The 26,000-nt window shown below is 75.4% G+C and carries 20 protein-coding genes; 9 read left to right on the forward strand and 11 right to left on the reverse strand.

All coding sequences use genetic code 11. The features are described from left to right. Positions 1-281: 281 nt before the first annotated feature. Genes OG553_RS05760 through OG553_RS05780 form a run of 5 tightly spaced genes read right to left on the reverse strand, consistent with a single transcriptional unit; the run spans position 282 to position 9,590 of the window. The gene (locus OG553_RS05760; RefSeq protein ID WP_405977936.1) at positions 282-1,022 is read right to left on the reverse strand and encodes a tyrosine-protein phosphatase; all 741 of its coding nucleotides are present in this window, start codon (positions 1,020-1,022) and stop codon (positions 282-284) included. Between the two features lie 46 nt (positions 1,023-1,068). Beyond that, positions 1,069-5,133, reverse strand: coding sequence for an SAV_2336 N-terminal domain-related protein (locus OG553_RS05765; RefSeq protein WP_405977937.1), 4,065 nt, complete (start codon positions 5,131-5,133; stop codon positions 1,069-1,071). Further along, positions 5,130-6,197, reverse strand: coding sequence for an AAA family ATPase (locus OG553_RS05770; protein WP_405977938.1), 1,068 nt, complete (start codon positions 6,195-6,197; stop codon positions 5,130-5,132). The genes OG553_RS05765 and OG553_RS05770 overlap by 4 nt, the downstream gene beginning before the upstream one ends. Positions 6,198-6,249: 52 nt before the next feature. Further along, positions 6,250-8,364 carry a hypothetical protein gene (locus OG553_RS05775; RefSeq protein ID WP_405977939.1) on the reverse strand — a complete coding sequence of 705 codons (2,115 nt, stop codon included), beginning with the start codon at positions 8,362-8,364 and terminating at the stop codon, positions 6,250-6,252. After that, positions 8,361-9,590, reverse strand: a complete 1,230-nt coding sequence (locus tag OG553_RS05780) for a hypothetical protein (RefSeq protein ID WP_405977940.1) — start codon at positions 9,588-9,590, stop codon at positions 8,361-8,363. Before OG553_RS05780 ends, OG553_RS05775 begins: the two co-directional genes overlap by 4 nt. Before the next feature lie 138 nt (positions 9,591-9,728). Here OG553_RS05780 and OG553_RS05785 point away from each other — a divergent pair, with 138 nt between their 5' ends. Continuing rightward, positions 9,729-10,253 carry a hypothetical protein gene (locus tag OG553_RS05785; RefSeq protein WP_405977941.1) on the forward strand — a complete coding sequence of 175 codons (525 nt, stop codon included), beginning with the start codon at positions 9,729-9,731 and terminating at the stop codon, positions 10,251-10,253. A gap of 39 nt (positions 10,254-10,292) precedes the next feature. On the opposite strand, the gene OG553_RS05790 is transcribed toward OG553_RS05785, so the two are convergent. Together OG553_RS05790 and OG553_RS05795 are read right to left on the reverse strand one after the other, a co-directional pair. Further along, entirely contained in the window at positions 10,293-10,961 is a 669-nt protein-coding gene (locus tag OG553_RS05790; protein ID WP_405977942.1) for an O-methyltransferase, read from the reverse strand. A gap of 29 nt (positions 10,962-10,990) precedes the next feature. Next, positions 10,991-11,773 carry a hypothetical protein gene (locus tag OG553_RS05795; RefSeq protein ID WP_405977943.1) on the reverse strand — a complete coding sequence of 261 codons (783 nt, stop codon included), beginning with the start codon at positions 11,771-11,773 and terminating at the stop codon, positions 10,991-10,993. Between the two features lie 522 nt (positions 11,774-12,295). Between OG553_RS05795 and OG553_RS05800 the strand changes: the two genes are divergently transcribed. The 3 genes from OG553_RS05800 (at position 12,296) to OG553_RS05810 (ending at position 16,059) form a co-directional block, all read left to right on the forward strand. Beyond that, positions 12,296-12,517: a hypothetical protein gene (locus tag OG553_RS05800; RefSeq protein ID WP_405977944.1), complete on the forward strand. Its 222-nt coding sequence runs from the start codon at positions 12,296-12,298 to the stop codon at positions 12,515-12,517. 244 nt (positions 12,518-12,761) lie between these two features. Beyond that, the gene (locus OG553_RS05805; RefSeq protein WP_405977945.1) at positions 12,762-15,020 is read left to right on the forward strand and encodes an immune inhibitor A domain-containing protein; all 2,259 of its coding nucleotides are present in this window, start codon (positions 12,762-12,764) and stop codon (positions 15,018-15,020) included. Between the two features lie 151 nt (positions 15,021-15,171). Then, a complete protein-coding gene (locus OG553_RS05810; RefSeq protein ID WP_405977946.1) occupies positions 15,172-16,059 on the forward strand; it encodes a trypsin-like serine peptidase in 888 nt (295 codons plus the stop codon). Here the strand turns inward: OG553_RS05810 and OG553_RS05815 are convergent, their stop codons facing one another. From OG553_RS05815 to OG553_RS05825, 3 genes are all read right to left on the reverse strand, one after another. Then, positions 16,060-17,469, reverse strand: a complete 1,410-nt coding sequence (locus OG553_RS05815) for an NAD(P)/FAD-dependent oxidoreductase (protein ID WP_405977947.1) — start codon at positions 17,467-17,469, stop codon at positions 16,060-16,062. It abuts the gene before it with no gap. A 152-nt stretch (positions 17,470-17,621) separates the two neighbouring features. Then, positions 17,622-18,548 (reverse strand): oxidoreductase, encoded by a 927-nt coding sequence (locus tag OG553_RS05820; RefSeq protein ID WP_405977948.1) that lies wholly within the window; start codon positions 18,546-18,548, stop codon positions 17,622-17,624. A 30-nt stretch (positions 18,549-18,578) separates the two neighbouring features. Continuing rightward, positions 18,579-19,619, reverse strand: a complete 1,041-nt coding sequence (locus OG553_RS05825; protein ID WP_405977949.1) for an ArsR family transcriptional regulator — start codon at positions 19,617-19,619, stop codon at positions 18,579-18,581. 329 nt (positions 19,620-19,948) lie between these two features. Here OG553_RS05825 and OG553_RS05830 point away from each other — a divergent pair, with 329 nt between their 5' ends. Both OG553_RS05830 and cbiE read left to right on the forward strand, forming a co-directional pair. Then, the gene (locus tag OG553_RS05830) at positions 19,949-21,169 is read left to right on the forward strand and encodes an MFS transporter (protein ID WP_405977950.1); all 1,221 of its coding nucleotides are present in this window, start codon (positions 19,949-19,951) and stop codon (positions 21,167-21,169) included. After that, positions 21,166-22,416 (forward strand): precorrin-6y C5,15-methyltransferase (decarboxylating) subunit CbiE, encoded by a 1,251-nt coding sequence (cbiE, locus tag OG553_RS05835; protein ID WP_405977951.1) that lies wholly within the window; start codon positions 21,166-21,168, stop codon positions 22,414-22,416. The genes OG553_RS05830 and cbiE overlap by 4 nt, the downstream gene beginning before the upstream one ends. Positions 22,417-22,466: 50 nt before the next feature. On the opposite strand, the gene OG553_RS05840 is transcribed toward cbiE, so the two are convergent. Further along, a complete protein-coding gene (locus OG553_RS05840; RefSeq protein ID WP_405977952.1) occupies positions 22,467-23,672 on the reverse strand; it encodes an RNA-guided endonuclease InsQ/TnpB family protein in 1,206 nt (401 codons plus the stop codon). A gap of 132 nt (positions 23,673-23,804) precedes the next feature. Between OG553_RS05840 and cobM the strand changes: the two genes are divergently transcribed. Genes cobM through OG553_RS05855 form a run of 3 tightly spaced genes read left to right on the forward strand, consistent with a single transcriptional unit; the run spans position 23,805 to position 25,876 of the window. After that, positions 23,805-24,554 carry a precorrin-4 C(11)-methyltransferase gene (cobM, locus tag OG553_RS05845; RefSeq protein ID WP_125603409.1) on the forward strand — a complete coding sequence of 250 codons (750 nt, stop codon included), beginning with the start codon at positions 23,805-23,807 and terminating at the stop codon, positions 24,552-24,554. Further along, positions 24,544-25,359, forward strand: a complete 816-nt coding sequence (locus tag OG553_RS05850) for a cobalt-precorrin-6A reductase (protein ID WP_405977953.1) — start codon at positions 24,544-24,546, stop codon at positions 25,357-25,359. The genes cobM and OG553_RS05850 overlap by 11 nt, the downstream gene beginning before the upstream one ends. Positions 25,360-25,363: 4 nt before the next feature. Next, the gene (locus OG553_RS05855; RefSeq protein ID WP_405977954.1) at positions 25,364-25,876 is read left to right on the forward strand and encodes a hypothetical protein; all 513 of its coding nucleotides are present in this window, start codon (positions 25,364-25,366) and stop codon (positions 25,874-25,876) included. The last annotated feature ends 124 nt before the right edge of the window (positions 25,877-26,000 follow it).

Below are 26,000 nucleotides of genomic sequence, written 5' to 3' on the forward strand. Positions count from 1 at the left end.
GACGCGAGCGGACCGCCCCGCGGCAGGGCCGGAGGGGTTCCGTCTTCAAGGGTGCGTCACGGGCGTACGGTGACAGCCGCGCGGCTGTTACCGCGCGCTGCGGGACACCGGGATCACGTCGTACCGGCAGGGGGGAACGACGGCGGCGGTGCGGTTCGTACGCATGGCCCGGTTCCCCTTCTCTTCGCTCGGCATCGGCAGGCACCGCCCTGGCGGCGGCGCGCACCGCGACTGTAGGCGGCGCGCGCCGGCCGGGGCACCTGGTTTTTCGGGCGCGGCTCTCAGACGAGCAGCCGCTCCCGCAGCCGGGCCGTGGTCCGCGGGGTGATGCCGACGGCCTCGGCGAGGTACGCGGACGGGGACCCGTAACGGGCCGTCAGGTCGGCGAGGACCAGCTCCATGACGGTGGCCGGGGCGCGGCCGTACGCGGGCCAGCGCATGGTGCGGCCCGGGTGGGCGGAGTGCCAGTCGGCGGTGAGGCGTTCGGTCGCGAGCTCGGTGAGGGCGAAGTCGGCCAGGACCTCCTCCTCGGGCACGTCGAGCAGGGTCAGGACGAGGGCGGCGATCAGGCCGGTGCGGTCCTTGCCGGAGGTGCAGTGGAACACGGCGGGACCGGGGCCTTCGGCGATGAGCTCGACGGCGCGGCGGATCTCGTCCACGCCGTCCTCGGCCACCTCCGCGAAGCGGTCGGCGAGGTAGCGCCAGGGGTCGAGGTCCGGGTCGATCTCGGCCTGGTCGTAGGGCCGGTGCTCGATGCTGAGATTGGCGTACGAGAACCGCTCCGGCTGCGGTATCCGGCCCTTGGCCTCGATCTCCCAGGGGTAGCGCAGGTCGATCACGGTCCGGATCCCGAGCCCGAGGAAGCGGTCCCAGTCGTCGCCGTCCAGCTTCCCGAGGGAGTCGGCCCGGTAGAGGGCCCCCCAGCGGACGGTCCGGCCGTCGGCGGAGCGGTAGCCGCCCATGTCGCGGAAGTTGTGGAGGCGGTCGAAGGGGACGTGTCGGCGGGGATCGGACTGGGTCAACTGTTGCTCCTGGGACCTGGGTTGGCGCTGACCTGGCCAGAATGCCTCAGGCGTCACCGGATTCCGGACGCTCGGGGGAGGTGATCTCCCACACCCCGTCCTCCTCGGTCGCGGTCCAGTCGGCGGGGAGCCGGATCGGGCGGCCGAGGGTGACACCGGTCAGCGAGGCCGGGCCGTGGAAGAGGGCGCCGGTCAGGAACAGGGCCGCCCGGAAGTCGCAGGCCTCGAAGGTGACGGAACCGTCGAAGTGGGCCGCGTCGAAGACGACGCCGCCCCCGAACTCGCCGCGCAGGAAGCGTGCGGGGCCCCGGAAGACGGCTCCGGCGAAGCTGCCGCGCGCCGTCGCCCACTCCGTGTCCTCGTCCGGTCCGGGCTCCGTCCGCGATTCGACCCACCGGAACATGCCCTCGAACACGGCGTGGTCGAAGCTGACCGGCTCCGCGAACACGCTGTTCTTGATCAGGACCGGGCCCCGGAAACGGGCGCGCTCGAAACCCGCCCGCTCCAGGAACGAGGCCGTGTCGAACGCCGCCAGACCGTGGAAAACGGCACTGGCGAAAGAAGCCGGGCCGTCGAAGCGGACCTCGCGGAAGACCGCTTCCCCCTCGCAGACCATGGACGCGAAGTCCGACCCGAGTTCGAGGCGGGCGCCGAGTGCGGAGAGGGGACCCTCGCACACGACGCGGGTGAAGGACACCGGCCCCCGGAAGAGGGACTCTCGAAGCGACGTGCGCCCCTTGAAGACCGCCCGGTCGAAGTCCGCCCTCCCCCGCACCACCACCCCGTCGAACACCGCCTCCTCCTCCATGACGGCGCGCCCGAAGAGGACGCCCTCGTCCCAGGTGCCCCGGGCGAACCGCGCCGCGCCGACGAACACGGCGCGGCCGAAGGAGGCCTCCTCCTCGAATTCGGCTGCTTCGAACACCGCCGCCTTCTCGAAGACGGCGCGGCGGAAGGAGGCCGTACGCGCGAAGAGGGTGCCACCGAAGCCCGCCGCCTCCCTGAAGACGGCCCCGTCGAAGGACGTGTCCCCGCCGAAGGTCGCCGCGGCGAAGCCCGTCAGCCCCTCGAACACGGCACCGGTGAAGTCGGTTTCACCGTTGAAGACGGCATCCGCCGCCGCCCAGTCGTCCTTGAAGCACGCCCTCGTGAAGGCGGACGAGTCCACCACGACCGTCCCGGTCCGCGGATCCCGCAGCGCGTCGAGCAGCCTCCCCAGGAGTCCCCCCTCGAAGGTGGTCCCCCGGAAGTCGACGGACGAGGCGGGCTCCAAGGTGCTCAGGTAGGCGTCCTGCTCGGAGCGCGGCAAATGGGCCAGGCAGGTGTGGCGGCCAGCCACTCCGACACCCATGCACCCCGCAGGGTCCTCCGCCGAGGCTCCGAAGCCGCAGCGGAGCCAGACCGGCTCCCCGAGGCGGTACGTCTCCGCGTCCGCGAGCAGCTCCGCCACCCGGCTGGGGTCGCCTGCGAGGAACCATCCCCCCGGCTCCTCCCGCAGCGGTTTGAGGGAACGCAGGGCGAGCGGGCCGAGGAGCTCGCGCAGTTGCTCGTACAGCGACTGGGACAGGGTGAGCACGAGCCGCAGGGTGTGGTCCGGGCCGCTGGTCCTCACCCACGCGGTCACCGTGCTGCTCTGGAGGAGCCGGTCGGCGACTCCCTCCTCGCCCCCCGCGCCGTGTGCCGCCAGGGCCACGACGAACGGCGGGCCGGGGAGGCGGTCCCGGTCCGTCAGCCGGTGCAGCGCGAGCAGCAGCAGCCCCGCCTCGGCGAAGGCACGGGGTCCGGCCAGGGAGACCCGGACACCCGCCGGCCCGCCTTCCGGCCGGCCCGCGACTTCCGCCTCCGCCATCGCCGCGGACAGGAGGTCGCTCAGCTCCTGGCGCGGAGGGCTTCCGGGGCCGTAGCCCGCCTCACCACCCCGCAGGGCCACCGTCACCCCCGTCCAGTGCTCCCGCTCGCTCAGCGCCTCCCGGAAGCCGTCCTGCGCGAGCAGGGCCTCGGCCGTGAGGAAGACCATCCGGTCGGGGCGGACCGTGTGCACGATGCCGGTCAACCTGCCGCCGCGGGAGACCGGGGCGCCCCGGAAGTGGTGCCAGTCCCCCAGCTCGACGGGGAACCGGAGCAGTTCGCCGTTGCGGGCGCCGCCGGACAGCAGCACGTGGCCGAAGAAGGCGCGCCGGGCGCTGACCTCCTCGAAGCCGTCGACGACGGCCTCCGCGTCCTGGTCCGCCGGCGGCACCTCCCACCCCGGGGGAACGAACCGGCGCGGGTCCGCCAGGTCCGCCTCGCCCTCCAGGAGCAGCACCCGGGGGCTCGCCTCGTCCCACCACACGGGCCGGCACGCGGTCTCCCTGCCGTCCGCGCCCCTCACCCACGCGACGGCGTCCCGGGGCTGTTCCACGTCCCCGACGGTCAGCACCAGCCGGGGGCCCAGCAACGTGCCCACCTCGCGCGGCTCCGCCAGCGGCTCGAAGCGGACCTGGACGACCGCGTCCCGCACCCCGCGCTGCTCGGCGAGCCGGACCTCGAACGGCCGGTCGGCCGGGGGCCGCTGCGCCGCCGGGCGTTCGGCGAACGGCAGGTCACCCTCCGGGACCAGTCGGCGCCCCTCCTCCCCCGTCGTGACCCGGGTCGCGGAGAAGTCCGGGCCCGTGCCCCGGTTGCGGTACATGAACTCCCAGACCCGGCGGCGCACGAGTTCCCGTACGGCGGCGACGTCCCCGCGCAGCTGGGAGCCGAGCAGTACCTCCCGTACCCCCGGCAGGAAGTCGAACTCCGCCTCCTCCGGCCGCTGCCGCCCCTCCCACGGGGCGAAGAGCCCCCCGAGGGCCACCTCCGCCAGGTGCCCGTGCTCGGAGTCGCGCAGCAGGGAGCGGCGTACGAGGGTCATCACGGGCAGCGTGAGCGGTACGGCGGCCAGGTGGGCGGCGAGCTGCTGGGCGGTCGGGGAGGCACTCGCCCGGAACCGTTCGACCGCCTCCAGCGCGGTGGTGTCCCGGCGCGGCGGGGCCGTCCCGGGCGCGGGGGCGGCGTCCAGGCGCAGGCAGGCGAGGCGGCGCCAGCGCCCGTCCCCGGAGACCGTCCGCACGAGCCGGGCCAGGCTGCCGGACGCGAGGCCCACCACCGGGACCACGGGCCCGCCGCCCCGCGCCCGCCGGGTGGCCGGCACCCGCTGCCAGGCGCGGGTGGCGGCGGCGGGCCGGTCGCAGCGCACGGCGAAGGGCACGGGCCGGACGGCGCCCCGGGTCCACAGCCGTTCGGGCAGTACGTTCAGCACGGCCACCGCGTTGTGGGCGCTCCAGTGCCGCAGGACGCGCAGCAGCGGGGCCTCCTGCCAGCCCCCGGCGACGGTGTCGGAGACGAGGAGGATGAGCCGGCGTCCGGCGGGGTCGGCGAGTTCCAGCGGGTTGCGGGGCGGGCCGCCGTGGCCGCGGGCGAGCATCGGGGTGCCGCCGGGGGCGGTGCCGGTGAGCTGCCAGGTGCGGACGTCGCGGAAGACGCCGCTGCGGGTGAACACCCCGCGCAGTTCGGCCACCAGGTCGCTCCACAGGAGCATCGAGGGGTGGGCGTCGACGACGAGGGCCAGGTCGAGCCAGCGGCTTTCGGCGGGGCGCAGGACCGGGGTGGGGACCATCGCCTCGATGCTGCGTTCCACGGTGAGCTGCTCGTCGAGCTCCTCCCCCGGCCCGCCGATGGAGCGGCGTCCGACGGGGCGCAGCGAGCGCATCAGGGCGAGCGGGTCGTCGAGGGACGTGGTGCGGGGCAGCCGCAGCGGTACGCCGCGCCGGGCGTGTGCTTCGGCGCCGGGCGCGGTGGGCGGCGGCTCCGGCCGGGCGCGGCCGGCGGGGAACAGCTGGACGGCCCCGTCGTGGGGCGGGCCGGTGCGGCCGGCGTCGGGGGCGGGGCCGGGATCGGCGGGTGCGGGCGGGGGCTCTTCCGGCTCGGGCGGCGCGGGCCGGTGCCCGTCCCCGTGCCGGGACGGGGCGGCGCCCGGGTCCACGCGGGCGGCGAGCCAGAGGATGTCGGCGATCTCCTCGGGGCCGAGGGCGGTGCGGGGCGCGGCACCGTCCTCGGCGCCCTCGGCGAAGGCGGCGAGCAGCCTCTCGATCACGCGGTGGGCCCGGTGAGGTGCTGCATGACGGTGGCGAGGAAGCGGTCGCGGTCGGCGGGCGCCGACCAGGCCCCGGCCAGGCGCAGTTGGATGGCGTTCAGGAGCTGGTCGGTGGCCAGGTCGCCGTCCTCCGCCCGTTCGAGGAAGCTGCGTACGAGGTCCTGGTACTCGGCGGCGTCCTCGCCGGTGATGTCGACGCCGAGCCGGCCGCGCACGATGCGGGCGAGTTTCCCGGGTCCGGGCGCGTCCAGGTGGAGGCGGACGCAGCGGCGCAGGAAGGCGGGCGGGAAGTCGCGTTCGCCGTTGCTGGTGAGGACGACGACGGGGAAGTGCCTGCACTGCACCCGGCCCTGGGTGACGGCCACTCCGGCGTCGGGGTCGTCGTCGGTGCCGATGGCGACGGTGGGTTCCTCCTTGGCGAGGCGGGCCAGTTCGGGGATGACGAAGCCGCCGTCCTCGAAGACGGTGAGGAGGTCGCCGGGCAGGTCGATGTCGCTCTTGTCGATCTCGTCGATGAGCAGGACGCGCGGCCGGTCCTGCGGGAGGAGGGCGGTGCCGAGCGGGCCCAGGCGCAGGTACCGGGCGATGGAGGGGACCGCGTCCGGGGCCGCGGCGGCGCGGGCGCCGGGGACGCGGACCTGCTCCAGTCCGGCCTCCTGGAGCCGGCCGATGGCGTCGTAGAGGTAGAGGCCGTCGCGCAGCACGGTGCGGCTGGTGATCGGCCAGTGCAGTACGGGGCCCAGGGCCAGATCGGCGGCGATGCCGTAGGCGAGGGTGGACTTGCCGACGCCGGGCTTCCCGGTGATCAGGAGCGGCCGGCGCAGGTGGAGGGCGGTGTTGACCACGTCCAGCTCCGGCTCGTCCGGGACGTAGCCCTCGCCGCGCCTGCGGGTGCGCTCCCAGGCCTCGCCGGCGCAGCCGGGCGGCCCGTAGGCGGGGTCGGGTACGCCGGTGAAGTCCCGCCAGGGCGGCGGCGTTCCGGCTTCCAGCCGGGCGCGGCGCTCCTCGCCGGGGCCCGCGCCCCGGTACAGCCACCAGTCCTTCGCCACTGCCTGTGCCTCCATCGTCTGTTCGCGGGTGGTGAGTTCGTGTCGTGGACGGATCGTCGGCGGCGGGTCAGGTGGCCAGGGAGCGGAGGTCGACCGTGTCGTCGGGATCGTCCCACAGCAACACCAAACGGTCTTCCCCCGGCGGGTCCTGGCCGGCGGCCGCCCGGCGCACTTCGCGCACGCGGGCGGGCAGTGCGAAGACCGCGGGCGCCCCCGGCCCGGCGTCGGGGGCGAGCAGTGCGGGCAGTCCCCCGGCGGCCGTGCCGCCACCGCGCCGCCACACCGCGACCGGGACCCCGCCTTCGAGGACGGCGTCCAGCAGGGCGTCCGTACGGCTGCCGGAGACGTGCCCGAGGACGCAGGCGGGCGCGGGCCGCGCGCCCAGCCGCAGCCCGAGGGCGTCGGTGACGTCCCCGTCCTCGACGAGCCGTACGGCCTCGGGGTGCCGGCCGTCGTGGACGTGGAGCCAGCGCCATTTTTCCCGCCATTCGGGCCCGGTGTCCTCGCGTTCCTGCGGGCAGCGCACCACCACCTCGTGGAGCGCGCCGAGCGGGCGGGTCCGGCCGCCGGGGCCGCGCGGTACGGGCCACTGGTCGAAGTCCGTCTCCAGCAGTTCGTAGGGGACGTGGAACTCGATCCGCCCGATGCCGCCGGACGGCTGCCCGGATCCGGGGGCGCCCTCGGCGAGCCGGCGTACGAGTTCGGCGCGCACGGCGGCCAGTTGGACGGGGCTGCCCTCCGACTCCCATACGTGGCGCGTGCGTTCGCCGCGCAGCCACATGCGTGCCAGCAGGCCGTCCTCGCCGCCGGGCGGGGACTCCAGGCGGACGTGCAGGGTGGCCTTGCGGGCGGGGGGAGGCGGCGGGCGCAGGGCGGGCAGGGCGAGCCGGTCGAGGGTGGCGCGCACCCAGTGGGCGAGGGCCGCGGCCCACTCGGGGTCCTCGGGGCCGCCGCCGGGTCCGCCGCCGGGGCGGGCGGTCCGGTCGGCGAGGAAGTGGACGAAGGGCACGGCGAGCGGCATTCCGGTCCGGCCGCCCTGCCGGTCGTCGAGGTCGGCGACCACGTCGAGGAGGGTGTCGGCGGGCAGCCCGCCGTCGACGGGGGTGGTGCAACCGGCCGCCTTGAAGGCCCAGGCGTAGGCCTCGTACGCGCAGCGCGGCAGGTCGCGGCCCTCGAAGAGCTCGCCGAGGCCGTCCCATCCCGCCTGGTCGAGGCGGGGGGCGCTGGGCAGGGCGGGGGCGGCCGCGGTTCCGGGGCCGCCGGGGCCGCCGGGGCCGCCGGGGCCGCCGGGGCCGCCGGGGCCGCCGGTGAGGGCCGGGAAGTCGGCGGAGTCCGGGTAGTCCAGGAAGGAGTTGCCGTCCCAGTCGCGGTCGACGATGAACTGCGGCACCTGCCAGCCGTCGCCGCGTTCGCGCAGCTGTTGGAACGCGCTGTGGATGCTGCGGGCCGCGACCGGCAGGACGGCGGCCCCCTCCTGCACGGACCGGTCCCCGAGCTCGCCGAGCAGGGCCTCGGTGAAACGGCCCGCGCCCCGTTCGGCGTCGTTCTGCGCGGCCTCGCCCTCGCGGGAGGCGTACAGCCGGAGCTGGCGCCGCCCGGGGACGGTGTGGCCGCCGCCGTAGTCGTGGCTGCCGAAGTTCAGGCTGCCGTCGCGGGGCGCGCCGACGCGGCAGGCGTCCACGAGGGCGGCCTGACGCGGGAACCGGCCGTGCCTGACCAGGTCGGTGCGCCACCAGCGCAGCGCCGAGTCGAGGTTGAGGTGGCGGACGTGGCCCTGGCGGGCGTCGGCGCACGGCAGCATCAGCTCGCCGGCGCGCCCGAGGAAGCCGTGCCCCGCCCAGAAGATCCACAGCAGGTCCCCGTCGCATTGGGGGAGTTCGTCGAGCAGGGCGGTGCGCACGTTCGCCTCGGTCGCGGCCCGGTGCTCGGTGCGCAGCGCGGCCAGGCCCTCGGACGCGGACCAGTCGAGGGTGTCGGGGTCGTCGAGCGGGGACAGCAGCAGCCGGACGTTCGCGGCGGGCACCTCCCCGGGCCCGGTCAGCCAGCGGGCGAAGCGCAGGGCGTCGCGGGCGGGGCCGCGCAGGTTCCACTGGTGGCTGATCTCGTACCGCTCGACCCCGGCGACGAGCGCGAAGGTGCGCCGGGGGTTCACGTCGGGGTGCGGCCGGCCGAGGGCCGTCACCCGATCCCCGCTTCGGTCACCGCCCGTTCGATGCGCTCGTAGAGGGACTTCTGTTTCCAGTAGGCGCTGTGGCTGGCGGGGAACGGCTGCCGGCTGCTGATCTCGTGGTCGGTGACGCGGGGGTCGCCGGGGAAGACGGGTCCGGCGAGGTAGGACAGCACGTCCTGGCGGTCGTACACGTTGAGCCAGCGCGGGAAGCCGTACGGGAGCCGGCTGCCGGGCTCCAGGGCGGTGAGGGCGCCGAGTTCGTGGAGGTACGGGGCCTGCGAGCCTACGGTGACGAGCAGTTCGGCTCCGGGTACGGGCGCGCCGTCGGCGGCGGCCAGCGCGAGCAGGTCCACCAGGGCGATGCCGCCGAGGCTGTGGCCGATCAGTACGGCCGGGCCCGGCCGGGCGGTGATCCGCTCGCGCAGGTACGCGCGCAGTGCGGCGCCCCTGGCCTGGTAGCGCAGGATGTCGCCGAGGGCGGGGGCGGCGCCGGCGGTGAGGGAGCCGCGCCGGGCGTTGAGCAGGGGCTGCGTGGTGACCCGCAGCGCGAGCCGGCCGAGGACCGCGGCGGCCCGGGACCCGGGGACGCGGGCGCCGCCGCCGAGGCGGGTGGTGAGGAGCTCGACGAGCCGGTCCCGTTCGGCGGCGGTGCAGTCGGCGTCGGACCCGGCCTCGGCGAGGGCCGCGGCGGTGACGGACCGGGCGAGGGCGGTGGCCAGCTCGCGGGCCTGCGGTTCGGTGGTGGCGCGGGCGCCGGCGCGGGCCGCTTCGGCGGAGTCGGCGGCGGCCTCCAGAGCGGGCCGGAACCCGGCGGCGAGTCCGGTGCCGTCCAGCAGGGCGCGCAGCTCTCCGGGGCCGTCGGGGAGTCCGGCCCCGGCAAGACGGTGCAGCAGGTCGAGCACCCGCTCGCCGGGGGGCCGTAAGCCGGGCATCGCGAAGGGGTCGGCCTCCCCGCCCTCCCCGTCCCAGCCGGCCTCGGCCAGTACGCGCAGCTCGCACAGCGGGTCGGTCAGCAGCAGCCCCCACTCGGCGGCCTCCTCGCCCCCGTCGGGCCCTTCCGGTGCGCCGGGTACGGAGCGGCCGCCCGCGTCCAGTCCGGCGCCGAACCGCTCGCCCCAGAAGCAGGAGTCGACATCCGCCGCGGGGAACCGTTCCCCGAGGCGCTCCCGCACCAGCCCGAACAGCGCGTCGTGCCGCTCCCGCCGCACCCCCGTACCGTGAACGAACAGAAACCGCATGGCCGCACCGCCCCCTCGTCGCTCTCCCCCGCCCGGCACGATAGCGCCGAGCGGCCGGCCCGGCGTACCGAACGGCACACTGGGCGGTCGGGCCGTGTGCGTCGGGCACGCCGCCGGAGGACTTGACGGAGCGCGTGGGTGGATCTCAACTCGGTTGTCATCGCGGTGGCGGGCGTCGCGGGAACGCTGGGAGGGTCCCTGCTGACCCAGCGGGCCTCGGAGCGGGCCAGGCGCCGGGAGATAGAACTCGTGCGCGCCCAGGACGAGATGCGCGAGAGCCGCTCGCTGCGCCGCACCTGCTACGCCGAACTCAACCGGGAGTCACGGCAGTACGTCACCGCGCTCAGCCGCCACCTGCACGTCATGCGGGAGCGCCCCGTGGAGGACGCCGACCGGGACGCGCTCGAAGAGGCGAAGAGCACGCACCGCGACCGCTACTCCGAGGCGCAGATGATCGCCCCGGACGCGGTGCTCATGACGGCGAGCGCCGTCAACCAGGCCCTCAACCGGGTCTACGGCCAGATCAAGCGCCTGGAACGGGACGCCCCCGAACCGGGCGAGACGCTGGAGACGGCCGCCCGCCACCAGTACGCGCTCTGGGACGAACTGAGGGCGATGCGCACCGCCATGCGCCACGACCTGGGCGTCTCGGACGACGACTGACGCCTGACGGCCGACGCCTGCCGTCCGACGTCCGACCCGTCAGAGCTTGCGCGCGAACAGCAGCCCGTCCGCGACCGGCAGGAGGACCGACTCCACCCGGTCGTCGGCGCGGACGTGGGCGTTGAACTCGCGGACGGCCAGCCCGTTGCCCCGCGCGTCCGGGTCCGCGGCGGCGCCGCCGAAGAGCGCGTTGTCGGCGAGGAGCAGCCCGCCCGGGCGCACGCGGGGCACCAGCTCCTCCCAGTAGGCCAGGTAGCCGTCCTTGTTCGCGTCCAGGAAGACCAGGTCGACGACGGGTTCGGCGGGCAGGGCGCGCAGGGTGTCCAGGGCGGGTGCGAGCCGCAGCTCGATCCGGTCGGCGAGCCCGGCCTCCTTCCAGGCCTCCTGGGCGATCGCGGTCCACTCCTGCGAGACGTCGCAGGTGAGGACCTGTCCGCCGGGGAGCAGGCCGGCGGCCAGGGCGAGGGTGGAGTAGCCGGTGAAGGTGCCGACCTCCACGATCCGGCGGGCGCCGGTCAGCTTCGCGAGGAGGGTGAGCAGGACGCCCTGCTCGTGCGGGATCTGCATCACGGCCCGGTCGCCGAGGGCGCGGGTGCGCTCGACGAGCCGCCGCTGGACCTCGCTCTGCGGCTCGGCCTGGGCGAGCACGTACGCGTACACCTCGGGGGTGAGGGGGACCGTCTTCACTTCTTCGGGCTGCCGGTTCACGGCGTACGTCCTCTCGGGGCCGGTCGGGGTCATTCGGGCTCGGGCGGGGCGAGCCGTGCGGGCAGGGGCTTGCCGACGGCGTCGCGCGGGATCCGCTCCACGAGGCGCACCAGGCGGGGTTCGGCGCCGAGGCCGCGCGCGGCGGCCCGTACGCCGTCCGCCGTCAGGGGGCCGCCTCCGGCGACGAGCACGTCGTACGCCTCCCGGTGCGGCGGCCCGGCGGGCCCGGGGACGCGTACGCAGGCCACGTCCGCGCCGGGGAGCGCGGCGCGCAGCCGGGCGGCGATGGCGCCCAGGTCGTGGCGGACCCCGTTGACGCGTACGAGCTGGGCGCGGCGGCCGAGGCGCAGGAACAGCCGGTCCCCGAGGCGGCGTACCACGTCGTCCATCTCGTGCCGGTCGGGCCGGCTGCCGTCGGGGAGCGCGGCCAGCCGGGGTCCGGTGACGGTGAGCGGGCCTTCCGCGCCGGTGCGGGGCGCGGCGAAGGCGACGTCGTCGAGCAGCGTCCAGGGGCCGGCCGGGTTCCAGCCGGTGCGGTGCGCGACGGACCCGGTCTCGGTGGAGCCGAGGAGCTCGATCAGCACGGCGCGCGGGTCGGCTTCGAACCGGCGGGCCTCCGGGGGGAGTTCGGCTGCGCCGTGCAGGAAGGTGAGCTGCTCGAAGGAGGCGGTCCAGCGGGGGTGCCGGGCCAGGGCGCGGAAGGCGGAGGGGATGGCGACGACGGCGATCCGCCGGGCCGGGACGGCCGGCGGCGGGCAGTCGCCGGCCGGCCAGAACCAGACGGGCAGCCCGGTCACGGCGGGGAGCAGCACGGTCGCGGCGGCCCCGTAGGCGTGCCGGGGAGGAGCGAAGCTGACGATCGCCTCGGGCTCGTGGGGGGCGAGCAGGCGGGCGGTCTGCTCGGCGTCGGCGCGCAGCCGGGCCCCGGTGAAGATCCGCCGTACGGGGTCGCCGGTGGCGGCGTCGGAGGCCTGGAACCCGTACGCCCGGCCGTCGAGCCGCTCCCGCGCGCGGGCCGCCTCGGCGGGCGTGAGCCGGTCCCAAGGCAGGTGCCAGGGCCCCGGCGGCCCGTCGGGGGCGGTGTCGCCGATGCCGGGGCGCTCCAGGGGGCGTCGAGGGGCAGTGCGGGATACGGCGGTTCGAGGGGCATGCGCTCGTCTCCCCCTGTGCGTTCGTTCGGGTTCCGGGGCGGGGGCGGACCGGCGTCCCGGGAGCCCTCAGGGGCACAACGACGCCGCCCGCTCCCGGGACACGGCAGGAGGGAACCCTTCCGCGGCGGGGTCCGTCCTGTCCCCCACAGGAGCACCGCAGGCCGTCGAAGCCGAGGGGGAACCATGCCCGAGAGCACGCCCGAGGACCCGCGCACGGAGAACGTCCAGCACGCCGACGCGGCCGAGTCGGCGTGGATCGGCCCGGGGGCCGCTCCCTCCGACGCGGAGGGGGAGCCCGAGCCGGACTGGATCGGCCCGTCCGCCCGGCCCGCGGACGCGGATGTGGCCGCGGACGGGGACGGGGACGGGGACGGGGACGGGGACGGGGACGGGGACGCCGGCTGATCGGAGCGCAACCGTCCGCCACTCCACCGCAACCGTCCGCCACTCCACCGGAACCGTCCGCCACCCCACCGGGGCCGCCCGTACCTGCGGGCGGCCCCGGCTGCGTTCACAGGCTCAAGCCCCTATCCATCACCTGTGACATGTGAAATATTACCTGCGCTCCGAGCCCCCGACACCGGGCCCCGGCACCGAACTCCCCGAAAGGGCACCTCCGTTGCGCAGAGTCGCCTCGGCGGGAGCGGCCATGTCCCTGGCCGCCCTCGCCCTCCTGCCCACCCCCGCCGCCCTGGCGGCCACCGCGCCCCCGCCCGCACCCGCGCCATCGGCGGGCCACGCCGAACAGGCCGCCGCCGCACCGCCCCTCGCCCCGCTCGAACTCCAGCGGCAGGCCCTGCGCCGCCAGGCCCTGGAGGGCATCGCGGCGGGCGGCTCCGGCGACTTGGCCGCCGCCCGCACGGCGGGCCCCCTCCCCCGCACCGCGAAGATCGGCAGCCAGTACGTCGAACTCGCCCAGCGACGCAAGGACAAGGTCTTCGTCATCCTCGCCGAGTTCGGCGACCGGGCCGACCCCCGCTTCGGCGGCACCCCGGGGCCCCTGCACAACACCATCGGCAAGCCCTCCCCGGACGACAACCACACCCTCTGGCGCAAGGACTTCGACAAGGGCTACTACCAGCAGCAGTTCTTCTCGCCCCAGCCCGGCTCGGCGTCCATGCGCGCCTACTACAACCTCCAGTCCTCCGGCCGCTACGACATCGACGGCAAGGTCACCGACTGGGTCAAGCTCCCCTACAACGAGGCCCGATACGGCACGGACCAGTGCACCGAGCCCGGCCAGTGCCGCACCAACTGGGACCTGGTCCGCGACTCCACCACCGCCTGGTACGAGGCCGAGCGCGCCAAGGGCCGCACCCCCGAGCAGATCAAGGCCGAACTCGCCGAGTACGACGTGTGGGACCGCTACGACGCCGACCGCGACGGGAACTTCGACGAGCCCGACGGCTACCTCGACCACCTGGTCGTCGTCCACGCGGGCAAGGACCAGACCTGGGGCGGCGGCGCCCAGGGCAAGGACGCGATCTGGGCGCACCGCTGGTTCGCGTACTGGAACCAGGCCGGCACCGCCGGACCGGAGGGCAACAAGGCCGGCGGCACCCCCGTCGGCGACACCGGGATCTGGGCCGGCGACTACCTCACCGGCGGCGAGAACAGCGGAGCGGGCCTCTTCTCCCACGAGTTCGGCCACGACCTCGGGCTGCCCGACCTCTACAGCTCCGACGGGGACAACGGCGTCAACTTCTGGTCCCTGATGTCCTCGGCCTCCTACCTGGGCAAGGGCCCCAACACCACGGGGCAGTTCCCCGGAGACCTGGACCCCTGGAGCAAGCTCCAGCTGGGCTGGCTGGACTACACGGAAGCCGACGCGGGCCGCAGGACGCGCGCCACCCTCGGCGTCTCCGGCTACAACACCGAAGACCCCCAGGCCCTCCTGGTCCACCTACCGCCCTCCACCACCCTCACCGAGCTCACCGACCCGTACGAGGGCGCCCGCCAGTGGTGGAGCGGCACCGGCGACTTCATGGACAACACCCTGACCCGCCCCCTGGACCCCTCCGCAGGCCCGGCCACCCTCGACGCGCGCGTCTGGTACGACCTGGAGCAGGACTTCGACTTCCTCACGGCGGAGGCCTCCGCCGACGGCGGCAAGACCTGGACGGCCCTCCCGGGCACCCTGGGCGGCAGCCCCATACCCCCCAAGGGCATCTCGGGCACCTCACGGTCCTGGACCGACCTGACCGTCCCCCTCCCCGCGTCCACCACCCACCTCCGCCTCCGCACCACCTCGGACAGCAACACCCACGGCCGCGGCGTCACCCTCGACGACGTCCGCCTCACGGCGGCCGACGGCCGCACCCTCCTCCAGGACGGCGCCGAACAGGGCGACAACGGCTGGACCCCGCTCAAGTGGTCCCGCACGGAGGGCCGCACCGGCACCACCGAGCACCCCCGCGCCTACTTCGCCGAGAACCGCCGCCACACCGGCTACGGCTCCTTCCTCAAGACCGGCCCCTACAACTTCGCGTCCACCGACCAGCGCGTGGAGTTCTACCCCTACCAGCAGGGCGTCCTGCTCTGGCTCTGGGACACCGCGTACAGCGACAACACCACCAAGGCCCACCCGGGCAACGGCCTCCTCCTCCCGGTCGACGCCCGCCCGGCGCCCCTGCGCTTCCGGGACGGCAGCCTCCTGAACGCCCGCGCCCAGACCTTCGACGCCCCGTTCTCGACCCGCCCGACGGACCGCATCACCCTCCACAAACCGGGCACCTCCCTCACCGTCCCCTCCCAGCCGGGCGTCCGCGTCTTCGACGACCACCGCAACACCTACTGGAACGCCGACCTCCCCCAGCTCGGCGTCAAGGTCCCGGACACGGGCACCCGCATCGAGGTCACGAAGGAATCCCCGACCCGCACCACCCTCCAGCTCACCCCCTCCCCCTGACCACTCCCACACCCGAGCGCCCCGCCGGAACATCCGGCGGGGCGCTCTCGCCCGTAACAGGCCGGGAGCTGTGAGGACGGACACGCTCCGGGCGGGAACCCGGCCCGAGCGGGGAGCGTTGGGCGGGGGTGGCGATCTTTGGGAGTGGGGCATGACCGGCAGGGCCGTGCGGGTGTGTGTGCTGGCCGGGGTCTGTTGTGCGCTCGTGGTCGCCGGGGTGGGGTTCGCGGTGGGGCGGTTCGGGACCGTCGCCGTGGGGGACGCCGAGCGCGGGAGTTACGTGCAGGGCGAGCGGGTGGGTGACGAGACCGCCGCCAAGGCCCTGGAGGGGCTCGTCGAGGGTGGCGGGGAGCGGACGGCGGCGCCGGACGGGGCCGGGTGGAAGGTGTCCGAGCCGCTCGAAGCGGTGGACGTCGAGCCCGAGTCGGCCATCGGGGCGCTGTTCTCGCCCGGGATGGACTGGGACGACGAGCACCATTGTTCCGGGAGCGTCGTGCATTCCGCCGCCGGGGACCTCGTCGTGACCGCCGCGCACTGCGTGTACGCCAACGGGTTCCGGACCAATCTGGCGTTCGTGCCCGGGTACGCGGACGGGAAGGCGCCGTTCGGGGTGTGGGTGCCGACGCGGATCGACGTGGATCCGCGGTGGGTTTCGTCGGCGGATCCGGACTACGACGTGGCGTTCGTCCGGGTGCGCCGGCCAGGGCGTCCCGGGCAGCGGCTGGAGGACGTCACCGGGGCGCACCCCGTCCGGTTCGGGCAGCAACTGCCCTCCCCCGCACGGCTGGTGGGCTACCCCAACGACGCCGAGCAGCCGTTGGGATGCGCCAACACCGCCGTGGCCGCCGGGTCCACGCAGCTGCGGCTGGACTGCGCGGACGTGCCCAACGGGACCAGCGGCGGCCCCGTCCTCACCGCGGCCGGGACCCTGATCGGGGTGATCGGCGGCCGCGATGGAGGCGGGGACGAGGTGACCTCGTACAGCAGTTACTTCGGGGACGGGGTGAGGAAACTGTACGAGCGGGCCGTGCGGGACTAGTCAGGCCGGTCCGTGGTGCGGCGGGTAGGCCGTCGTGGTGCGGGGCGAGGTGGGCAGGCGCCACTTCGACAGGACGCGGAGCATCGTGCCCGGGGCGAGCAGGGTGTTCGGCGGGGTGGAGAGGGAGAGGACGCCGAAGAAGGGCGCCGAGATGGCCGGGTCGGTATTGGCGCCGGCCATGACGCGGGACATGTACGCCTGCAGGACGCGGGTCGCGCGGTCCGGTGGCGGGCCCTCGGTGCCGGGGTAGCGCAGGTCCTCGCTGGTGGCGATCTGCCAGGCGACGTTGGCGGCGGTGACGGTGTGCCGCTGGACGCGGCGCGCCTGTGCCGGGATGTGGGCGGTGGCCAGGCCCCTGATGGCGTCGCCCAGGGCCTGGGCGGTGATGGCGGCCACCGTCATCCCGTGCCCGTAGACGGGGTTGAAGCGGCAGGCCGCGTCGCCGACGACGAGGAGGCCCTCGGGCCAGCGGTCCATCCGCTCGTAGTGGCGCCACTCGTTGGCGGTGGCCCGGAAGCCGGCGGGCGGGGCCAGCGGTTCGGCGTCGCGGATGGCGTCGTAGAGCGCGGGGCTGCGCAGGCTGCGGGCGAAGCCCAGGAACTCGGGGTCCTTGGTGGGCGGGGCGTGCTCCCCGTTGCCGATCAGGGTGACCAGCCAGCGGTCCCCTTCCAGCGGCACCAGCACTCCCCCGCGCGGGCTGTCCGGCCGGCCCTGTACGTACATGCCCTGCCAGCGGCGCTCCGGGTCGTCCAGGGCGGCCTTCGGGATGGCGTACGGGCGGCTGGAGTAGCCGAGGTGGGAGTCGTAGCGCGTGACCGCCGGGGCGGGGTAGCCGAGGGCGGCCAGCCAGGCGGGCGCCTTGGAGGTGCGGCCGGTGGCGTCGACCACGAGCGCGGCGCTGAGGCGGCCGCCGTCGCGCAGGGTCACGCCGGTCACCGAGCGGTTGCCCGGCCCGCCGACGAGCCCGGTCGCGAGCCGGCCGCCGAGCATCCGGATCCGGCCGTCGCGCAGCACGGTGCGGCGCAGCGTCCAGTCGAGGAGTTCCCGGCTGCCGATCAGCATCCCGGCGCCCGGTACGGGCCGGAACCAGTCGGCGGGGCTGAGCCACAGGAAGTCGCGGGGCGATTCCAGCAGGGCCGCGCCGGCCTCCAGCAGCTCGGCGGTGGTGCCGGGCAGCAGCTGCTCCATCAGCTCGACACCGCGCGCCCACAGCACGTGCGCGTGCCGGGCCTGCGGCAGGCCGGGGCGGAACTCCGGCCCGTGCAGGGACAGTTCGTCCCGCTCGACGACGGTGACGCGGGCGAACCGCCTCGCCAGGACCCGTGCCGTCAGCAGCCCGGCCAGGCCGGCCCCGAGGACCACCGCGTGGTCCCCGGGGGATTCTGTGTGGTTGTCCGGAGTGTCGTCCATGGGACGAGTGTCCGGCCGTCGGGGCGGCCCGGGTCAGGCCCCGGCCGGGGCGGACGGTTGCGTACCGGGGCGTGCCGGGGCGCGGACGGGGCGGAGGGGGCGGCCGGGGGCGCGTGCGGGGGCAGCCGGAGGGGGCGGGGCCCGTCGGCGGGCTACGGGGCCGGGTACGTGACGCCGGTGAGCTTCTCGGAGGTGGCCCAGAGCCGCTCGCCGGCCGTGTCGTCGAGGGTCCAGCCGGCCCGCCAGGAACGTACGGGCGCCCCGCGCCAGCCGAGCCTCGGGCCGAAGAACCCGTCCTGCGCGACCCCGGGCGCGGTGGCCGCGTACAGGGTGGGGAGGGCGCCGGAGGCGGCGGGCTGGGCGAGGACGGCGTTGCCGAGGGCCATGACGCGCGAGCCGATGCCGTGGCCCTCCAGGGCGGCGGCCCCCGCGTGGAGGTTGGTGGAGGCGTAGCCGGGGTGCGCGGCGGCGGCGGTGACCGGGGAGCCGGACGCGGTGAGGCGGCGGGCCAGTTCGTGGGTGAAGAGCAGGTTGGCGGTCTTGGAGCGGCCGTAGGCGGTCCAGCGGCGGTAGCCGTTCTCCGCGCTCTCGAAGGGGCCGTCGGGCCGGCCGAGGACGTGGAAGCCGCTCGACACGTTGACGATCCGCGCCCCGGGGGCGGCCGCGAGGAGCCCCGGCAGCAGCAGGCCGGTCAGGGCGAAGTGGCCGAGGTGGTTGACGCCGAACTGGGTCTCGAACCCGTCGGCGGTGCGGCCGTACGGCAGGGCCATCACCCCGGCGTTGTTCACCAGCAGGTCGAGGGTGCGGTGGTCCCTGGTGAAGGCGCGCGCGAACTCGCGCACGGAGTCCAGGGAGGCGAGGTCCAGTTCGGCGAACCCGGCCTGCGCCCCGGGCACCTCGTCCCGCAGCCGCTGCGCCGCCGCCCGGCCGCGGGCGGCGCTGCGGCAGGCCAGGACGACGGTCGCGCCGCACCGGGCGAGTTCCCGGGCGGTGACGTATCCGATGCCGCTGTTGGCGCCGGTGACGACGGCGGTGCGGCCGCTCTGGTCCGGTATGCGGGTGGCGTTCCAGCCGGTCACGACAGCCTCCTCGGGGTGGTCGCGGCCACCCTACTCAGGGGTACCCGCCGCCGACACCAGTACGTCCCCGGCCGCGACCCGGCTGTAGAGCACGCTGCGGCCCGCCCGCCGGCGCAGGACCAGCCCGGCGTCGAGCAGCACCTTCAGCTGCCCGGCCACCGCCCCCAGGCTGTACCCGGTCAGCGCCACCAGCTGCGTCGTGGACTTCGGGCTCTCCAGCAGCACCAGCACCCGCGCCCGTACCGGCCCCAGCAGCCGTACGAGCGCCTGCGGCGCGGCCGGCCCGGGACCCGGCTGGGTGAGCTGGCCCGCGCACGGGTACACCAGCGCGTGCCGGTGCGTACCGGTCCAGGCGACCCAGCCGTGGGCGTGCGTCACCGGTACGAAGACCAGGCCGGCGTCCCCCGACAGCTCGCGCGGCCGCCGCTGCTGGAGGTTGACCCGCAGCCGCCCGCCGCCCAGCCAGGCCATGCCCGGCCGCATCCCCGACAGGGCCGCCGCCCAGCCCTCCCGGCCGAGCTGGCTGGTGCGCACCAGCACGTCGGCCTCCGCGGTCCGGCGGCGCCGCTCCCAGTCGGGGCGTACGGCCTCCTCCCAGACCCACTCCAGCAGTTCGGCCGTCCTCGGGCCGAGGCCGCGCGCCCGGTCGAGGCCCTCGGGGAGCCGACCGGTGGCTGCGCGCAGGTCGGTGCGGACCACCGCGTCCGGGGCGGCGCGGACGGTGACGAGCTCCTCGGCGAAGGCGCGGCCGTCCTGGTGGGCCGGCGGGGTCAGGTACCCGGCGATCCACAGCCGCCCGAGCGCGGCCCGCACCAGGGCGGCGGTGAGGGGCTCGGCGGCCAGGTGGGCCCGGTAGTGCGGCAGCCGGTCCGCGAGCCAGGCCCGCTCGGCGGGGTGGGCGGGGGTGCGGCGCTCCAGGGCCATGAGGGCGGCGGTGGTCTCGGCGAGGGGGGACACGACGAAGCGGCTGCGCGCGAGCGCGTCGGTGTCTATGCGCCACCATCCCATGGGGTACCGCCGCCTCTCGTCGTCCCCGCCCCGGTGCGTGTGCGGGGCTGCTGCCCCGATCATGCCGGGCCCCTGGCCGGGGGGTGCGCTGGGGGCCGGGCCGGGGGGCGCCGCTGCGCGGGGCGGGGTCCCCTACCCGCCCTTCCACCGTTCCCAGGGGCTCCGCCCCTGACCCCGGTCCTCAAACGCCGGACGGGCTATATGGATAGCCCCGCCGGCGTTTGAGGCGCGGGCGCGGTAGCGCCGTGTTTGTAGCCGCGCCGGCGATTGAGGCGAGAACGGTTGAAGGGCGGGGAGGGGCCGGCCCCGCGCAGCGGCAGCGGCCCCGGCCGGGGTTTCGCGTCCCCGCGAAACTCTGGGGGCCAGGGCGCCGCCCGTCGGAGACTCCCGGCATGTCGCGCAGCTACCGCTCCCTCCTCCTCCGCACCCCCGAGTTCGCCCCCTTCTTCCTCGCCGCCTCCCTCCGCGTCGCCGCGTCCACCACCGGCGGTCTCGCCCTCGGGGTGCTGGTCTACGGGCGGACCCGCAGCCCCCTGCTGGCCGCCCTCGCCATGTTCGGCCCCTCCCTCGCGCAGGTGCTCGGCGCGACCCTGCTGATGGCCGCCGCCGACCGGCTGCCCCCGCGGGCCGCGCTCGCGGGGCTCGCCGCGCTCGCCGCCGCCGGGACCGGGCTGCTCGCCGTCCCCGGGCTGCCGCTGTGGGCGGTGTTCGCGGTGCTGCTGGGGCAGGGGCTGGCAGATTCCCTCGCGGGCGGGGTCCGTTACGGGCTGCTCACCGAGATCCTGCCGCCCGGGGACTACCTCCTCGGCCGTTCCCTCCTCGCCGTCGCCGCCGGTGTCACGCAGGTCGCCGGCTTCGCCGCCGGCGGGCTGCTGCTCGGCGCGCTCTCCCCCCGCGGGCTCCTGCTGGTGTCGGCGGGGCTCGGGGCGGCCGCCGCGCTCACGGTCCGCGCGGGGCTGCGCCGCCGTCCGGCCCGGGCCGGGGGCAGGCCGTCGCCGGCCGAGACCTGGCGCGTGAACGCCCTGCTGCTGTCGGATCCGGCCCGCCGGACCCTGTACCTCGCCCTCTGGGTGCCGAACGGGCTGATCGTCGGCTGCGAGTCGCTCTTCGTCCCGTACGACCCCCCGCACGCCGGGCTGCTCTTCGGGTGCGCCGCCGCCGGCATGCTGGCCGGGGACACGGTCGCGGGCCGCTGGCTGCCCGAGCGGCTGCGCGTGCGTCTGGCGGCCCCGCTGCGGCTGCTGCTCGCGCTGCCCTACCTGGTGTTCGCCCTGGAACCGGGGCCGCTCGTCGCGACGGCCGCCGTCACCCTGGCGTCCACCGGCTACGCGGCCGGGCTGCTGATGCAGGAGCGGCTCGTGCCGCTGCTGCCCGAGGGCACGCAGGGGCAGGCGCTCGGGCTGCACTCGGCCGGGATGCTCACGATGCAGGGGGTGTGCGCGGCGCTCGCCGGGGCGGTGGCCCAGTACACCTCGCCGGCGGCCGCGATCACCGGGCTGGCGGCGGCGTCCGTGGTGGTCACCCTGGCACTGGAGCCGGGTCTGCGCCCCGATAGGCTGCGGATCCGTCCGCCGCATTCCCCTTCTCCCGTTCCCCGAGGTACCGCGCAGTGAGCTCCGCAGCACCCCCCGTACCGGTGACGGTCGTCGGCCTCGGCGCCGACGGCTGGGCCGGGCTCACCTCCGGCGCGCGGTCCGCGCTGGCCTCGGCCGAGGTGCTGATCGGCGGCCCCCGGCAGCTGGACCTGCTGCCGGCCGCGGACTGCGCCGGGCTGCGGGTCGCCTGGCCGAGCCCGCTGCGCCCGGCCGTGCCGAAGCTGATGGCCGAGCACGCGGGGCGCCGGATCGCGGTACTGGCCAGCGGGGACCCGATGTTCTACGGGATCGGCCGCGCCCTGTCCGAGGAGCTCGGCCCGGACGCTCTGCGGGTCCACCCGCACCCCTCGTCGGTGTCGTACGCGTGCGCCCGCCTGGGCTGGCCGGTGGAGGACACCGAGGTGGTGACGGTGGTCGGCCGGCCGGTGGCCCGGCTGGCGGCCGCGCTGCACGAGGGCCGGCGGGTGCTGGTGCTCAGCGCCGGAGCGGCGACCCCCGACGAGATCGCCGCTCTGCTTCGAGAGCGGGGCTTCGGCCCGAGCCGGATGCGGGTCCTCGAACAGCTCGGCTCCGAGCGCGAGGACTCGTACGAGGGCACCGCGCGGGACTGGGACCGGGCACCGGGCGACGCCCTCAACGTGGTCGCCGTGGAGTGCCGCCGCGACCCCGCGGCCGGGGTGCCCCGGCTCGGCGCTACCCCCGGCCTGCCCGACGCCGCGTACGAGCACGACGGCCAGCTGACCAAGCGCCACGTGCGCGCCGCGACCCTGTGCGCCCTGGCCCCGGCCCCCGGCGAGCTGCTGTGGGACATCGGCGGCGGCTCCGGTTCGATCGGCATCGAGTGGATGCGCACGCACCCGTCCTGCCGCGCGGTGGCGATCGAGCGGGTCCCGGAGCGGGCCGGGCGGATCACCCGCAACGCCGCCGCGCTCGGCGTGCCCGCGCTGCGCGTGGTCGTCGGCGCGGCCCCGGCCGCCCTGGACGGACTCCCGGCCCCCGACGCGGTGTTCATCGGCGGCGGGCTGACCGCACCGGGGCTGCTGGACGCGGCCTGGGAGGCGCTCGCGCCCGGCGGCCGGCTGGTGGTCAACACGGTCACCCTGGAGTCGGAGGCGGTCCTCGCCGAGCGCTACCGGCGCCACGGCGGCGAGCTCGTGAAGCTGGCCGTCTCCCACGCGGTGCCGGTCGGAGGCTTCACGGGCTGGCGGCAGGCCATGCCGGTCACCCAGTGGTCCGTCACGAAGACACAAGGAGAAGCAGATTGACTTCTCCCCCTCGTAGACGAGGGGGATTCCTGGCTCACTTCGCCTGTCACCTAGCAGGTGGCAGGTCTTACAAGATCAGCACCAGCCGGGTTGAGACCAGCCCGGACGAGCATCACACGGGCGGAGTTCTTGTCCCTGGGGGACACCGCCCCGCACGCGGTGCACGTATACGTTCTCTCGGAAAGGGGTAGCGCGTGCTTGGTTCTCGCTCCGCACCGTGCGCACTCCATGGTGGTGTGCGCGGGATGGACCAGGTACACGGCACGGCCGTGCTTGCGGGCCTGCTCGACCAGCGCCGCCTTGACCGCACCGATCGCGGCGTCGGCCGCCTTGCGGGCCATGCTGGTCTTCGCCAGGAACTTCGGGCGGAAGTCCTCCACCGCGATGTGGTCGAAGTCGCGGACGACGGTCTTGGCCCACTTGCGGCCGGTGTCCTGCCGCTGCCGGGCGATCTTCTTCGACACCTTCGCCGCCGCCCTGCGGGCCTCGCGGTAGCCGGCGGTGTCGGGCCTGTTCTTCGGCGTGGCACGCCGGGCCATCATCCGCTGATAACGGGCAAGCTTCTGCTCGGCGGTCTTGCCGTGCTGGTCGTGGGGCAGGTCGTGGGCGTCGGAGGTGGTGGTGGCGGTCTCGCGCACGCCCCAGTCGATCCCGATCGCCTGGCCGGTCGCGGACAGTGGCACGGTCTCGGCGGCGACGACGAAGCTCGCGTACCAGTGCCCAAGACTGTCCCGGTAGACGCGCACACTGGACGGGGTCGAAGGCAGATCCCGCGACCACACCACCGTCAGCGCGATCCCGTTCGCCAGGTGCAGACGCCCGCTCTTGATCCGGAACCCTCGACGCGTGTACTCCAGCGTCGGCAGCGCCTCACGCTTGCGCTTGATACGCGGCATCCCGGCCCGCTGCCGCCTCGGCAGCCGCGCATTGATGTCCTTCAACGCCTTCGCGCGGGACTTGCCGAAATCCCGGATGATCTGCTGCTGAGGGACACAGGCACCCTCGCGCAGCCACGTCATCGACTGCCGGGCCTCCGTCAGCATCGCGGCGAGCCGCACGGGCCCGCACGTCGCCTTCTCGCCGGTCTCCTTGCTCTGCAGGTGGACCCTGCGGGATATGGCCACGCACTCGTTCCACACCCACCGACACCGCGCCCACTCCCCTTCAAGAGCGGCGAGCGCACCGGATGACACGCGCAGCCGAAACGTGTACCGGGCGTACCCGGCCACCTCCTCGGACCTCGCTGCCGTCGCCATGATCCGAACCTAACAGCCCTCACTGACAACGCCGTTCCGCCCAGAGGACGAACCGGCTTTACCCTGCCCCGCCCCGCAGGGGTTTCACTTCCTCCCTCACCTAGAGGTGGGGGTATCCACGAAAGGACTCAGATGACCGTGTACTTCATCGGCGCGGGCCCCGGCGCCGCCGACCTGATCACGGTGCGCGGTGCCCGGACCCTGGCCGCCGCCCCCGTCTGCCTCTACGCGGGCAGCCTGGTCCCGCGCGAGCTGCTCGCCGAATGCCCGGACGGGGCCCGGCTGGTGGACACCTCGCAGCTGAACCTCGACGAGATCATCGCCGAATGCGTACGGGCCCACGGCGCGGGCCTGGACGTGGCGCGGCTGCACTCGGGCGACCCGTCCATCTTCAGCGCCGTCGCCGAGCAGATGCGGCGCCTCGACGCGGCCGGCATCCCCTACGAAGTGGTTCCGGGCGTACCGGCGTTCGCCGCCGCCGCGGCCGCGCTGAAGCGGGAGCTGACCGTCCCCACCGTCGGCCAGACCGTGATCCTGACCCGGATCGCCCAGCAGGCCACGCCGATGCCGCCCGGCGAGGACCTGGCCACGCTCGGCCGCAGCGGTGCCCTGCTGGTGCTGCACCTGGCCACCCGCTACGTCGACCGGGTCGTGGACGAACTGCTGCCGCACTACGGCGCCGAGTGCCCGGTGGCGGTGGTGGCGATGGCCAGCCGCCCCGACGAGCTGATCCTGCGCGGGACCCTGTCCGACATCGCGGCGCAGGTGAAGGCGGCCGGGCTGGTGCGCACCGCCGTCATCGTGGTGGGCCGGACGCTGGGCGCGGAGCAGTTCCGCGACAGCCACCTGTACTCGCCCGAGCGCGACCGGCATGTCTGCTGAGCCGGCCGCACCGACCGGCGGCCGGCACGTCCTGGTCCTGGGCGGTACGACGGAGGCCCGCCGGCTGGCGGAGGCGCTGGCGCGCAAGACCCCGTACCGGGTGACGACCTCGCTGGCGGGCCGGGTGTCGGCGCCCGTGCTCCCGCCGGGCGAGACCCGGATCGGCGGCTTCGGCGGCGCCGAGGGGCTCGCCGGCTGGATCTCCGGCCACGGCGTCACGCACGTGGTCGACGCCACCCACCCGTTCGCGGAGCGGATGAGCTTCAACGCGGCGCGGGCGCGGGAGCTCACGGGCGTGCCGCTGCTGGCGCTGCGCCGGCCGGGCTGGACGCCGGGACCCGGTGACGACTGGACGTTCGCGGACTCCCTCGCGGACGCGGCCGCCGTGCTGCCCTCGCTCGGCGGCCGGGCGTTCCTGACCACGGGCCGGATGGGGCTGCACGTCTTCGCGCACCTGACCGGCACCTGGTTCCTGGTGCGTTCGGTGGACCCGCCCGCCGCGCCGGTGCCGCCGTGCCTGGAAGTGCTGCTGGCCCGCGGCCCGTTCGGGCTGGCGGAGGAGCGGGAGCTGCTGGCCCGGCACCGGATCGACGTGCTGGTCACCAAGGACAGCGGCGGCGACGCCACGTCCCCCAAGCTCACCGCGGCCCGCGAGGCGGGGATCCCGGTCCTGGTCGTACGCCGGCCCCCGGTCCCGGAACACGTGCCGCGGGCCGCCTCGGTGGAGGCGGTCCTGGACTGGCTCCACCAGGGCCGGGGCGGCCCCCGCCACACCCTCTGGGCTGCACCACACCCTCTAGGCTGAGGGAATGCGGATACGTCACTCCTTCCTCCTGGTCCTCGCGGCCGCGACGCTCGTCACCGGGTGCGGCAGCGGCGGGCGAGGAGCGACGCCCCGGATGTGGGAGCCCGACGACGCCCTCCAGCGGGCCGACAAGGCCCTCGGCGAGGCGGTCGGCGACGGCCGCGTGACGATGCGGGGGACCGGCTTCCTCGCCACCGGCCTGGACAAGACCCTGGAGGCCGCCGGGGAGGTCCCGTACCGCTTCGACATCGCCTGCGACAGCGAGGAGAGCCCCCGGGTCAGGCTCGTGCTGTCGCGCGGGGGCGGCTCCGGGGACCGTTCCTTCGACGTCTCGTGCGGCACGGTCGGCGAGGTCACCCGGCTGAACTTCCCGGCCGGAACGGCGCTCACCGCACACATCGAGCCCACGCCGCAGGACGACTCGCCGCCGGCCGGGGTGCTGTCGTGGCAGCTGCTCACGGTCGACCCGCAGGGCGTCGAGGGCTGCGCGGACGTCCTCTCGGGCTGCTCCGGCTGAGCCGCACGGGGCCGTGCGGAAGCCGTCCCCACCGCCCCGGAACCGGCCCGTCCAGGCGTCTTTCCGGCCGGGTCTTCACTTCCGAAAACGATCGGCGCGGATCCGGACAGAGATCCGGACAGGC

Origin of the sequence: Streptomyces sp. NBC_00158 (assembly GCF_045160885.1) — a bacterium.
Lineage (GTDB): Bacteria > Actinomycetota > Actinomycetes > Streptomycetales > Streptomycetaceae > Streptomyces.

What these genes read in the sequence shown, in the direction of transcription:
- OG553_RS05800 (WP_405977944.1), top strand. Translation starts at nt 12,296, where the DNA reads ATGCCCGAGAGCACGCCCGAGGACCCGCGCACGGAGAACGTCCAGCAC.
- OG553_RS05770 (WP_405977938.1), bottom strand. Translation starts at nt 6,197, where the DNA reads ATGGAGGCACAGGCAGTGGCGAAGGACTGGTGGCTGTACCGGGGCGCG.
- cobM (WP_125603409.1), top strand. Translation starts at nt 23,805, where the DNA reads ATGACCGTGTACTTCATCGGCGCGGGCCCCGGCGCCGCCGACCTGATC.
- OG553_RS05840 (WP_405977952.1), bottom strand. Translation starts at nt 23,672, where the DNA reads ATGGCGACGGCAGCGAGGTCCGAGGAGGTGGCCGGGTACGCCCGGTAC.
- OG553_RS05855 (WP_405977954.1), top strand. Translation starts at nt 25,364, where the DNA reads ATGCGGATACGTCACTCCTTCCTCCTGGTCCTCGCGGCCGCGACGCTC.
- OG553_RS05780 (WP_405977940.1), bottom strand. Translation starts at nt 9,590, where the DNA reads ATGCGGTTTCTGTTCGTTCACGGTACGGGGGTGCGGCGGGAGCGGCAC.
- OG553_RS05850 (WP_405977953.1), top strand. Translation starts at nt 24,544, where the DNA reads ATGTCTGCTGAGCCGGCCGCACCGACCGGCGGCCGGCACGTCCTGGTC.
- OG553_RS05830 (WP_405977950.1), top strand. Translation starts at nt 19,949, where the DNA reads ATGTCGCGCAGCTACCGCTCCCTCCTCCTCCGCACCCCCGAGTTCGCC.
- OG553_RS05805 (WP_405977945.1), top strand. Translation starts at nt 12,762, where the DNA reads ATGTCCCTGGCCGCCCTCGCCCTCCTGCCCACCCCCGCCGCCCTGGCG.
- OG553_RS05810 (WP_405977946.1), top strand. Translation starts at nt 15,172, where the DNA reads ATGACCGGCAGGGCCGTGCGGGTGTGTGTGCTGGCCGGGGTCTGTTGT.
- OG553_RS05825 (WP_405977949.1), bottom strand. Translation starts at nt 19,619, where the DNA reads ATGATCGGGGCAGCAGCCCCGCACACGCACCGGGGCGGGGACGACGAG.
- OG553_RS05815 (WP_405977947.1), bottom strand. Translation starts at nt 17,469, where the DNA reads ATGGACGACACTCCGGACAACCACACAGAATCCCCCGGGGACCACGCG.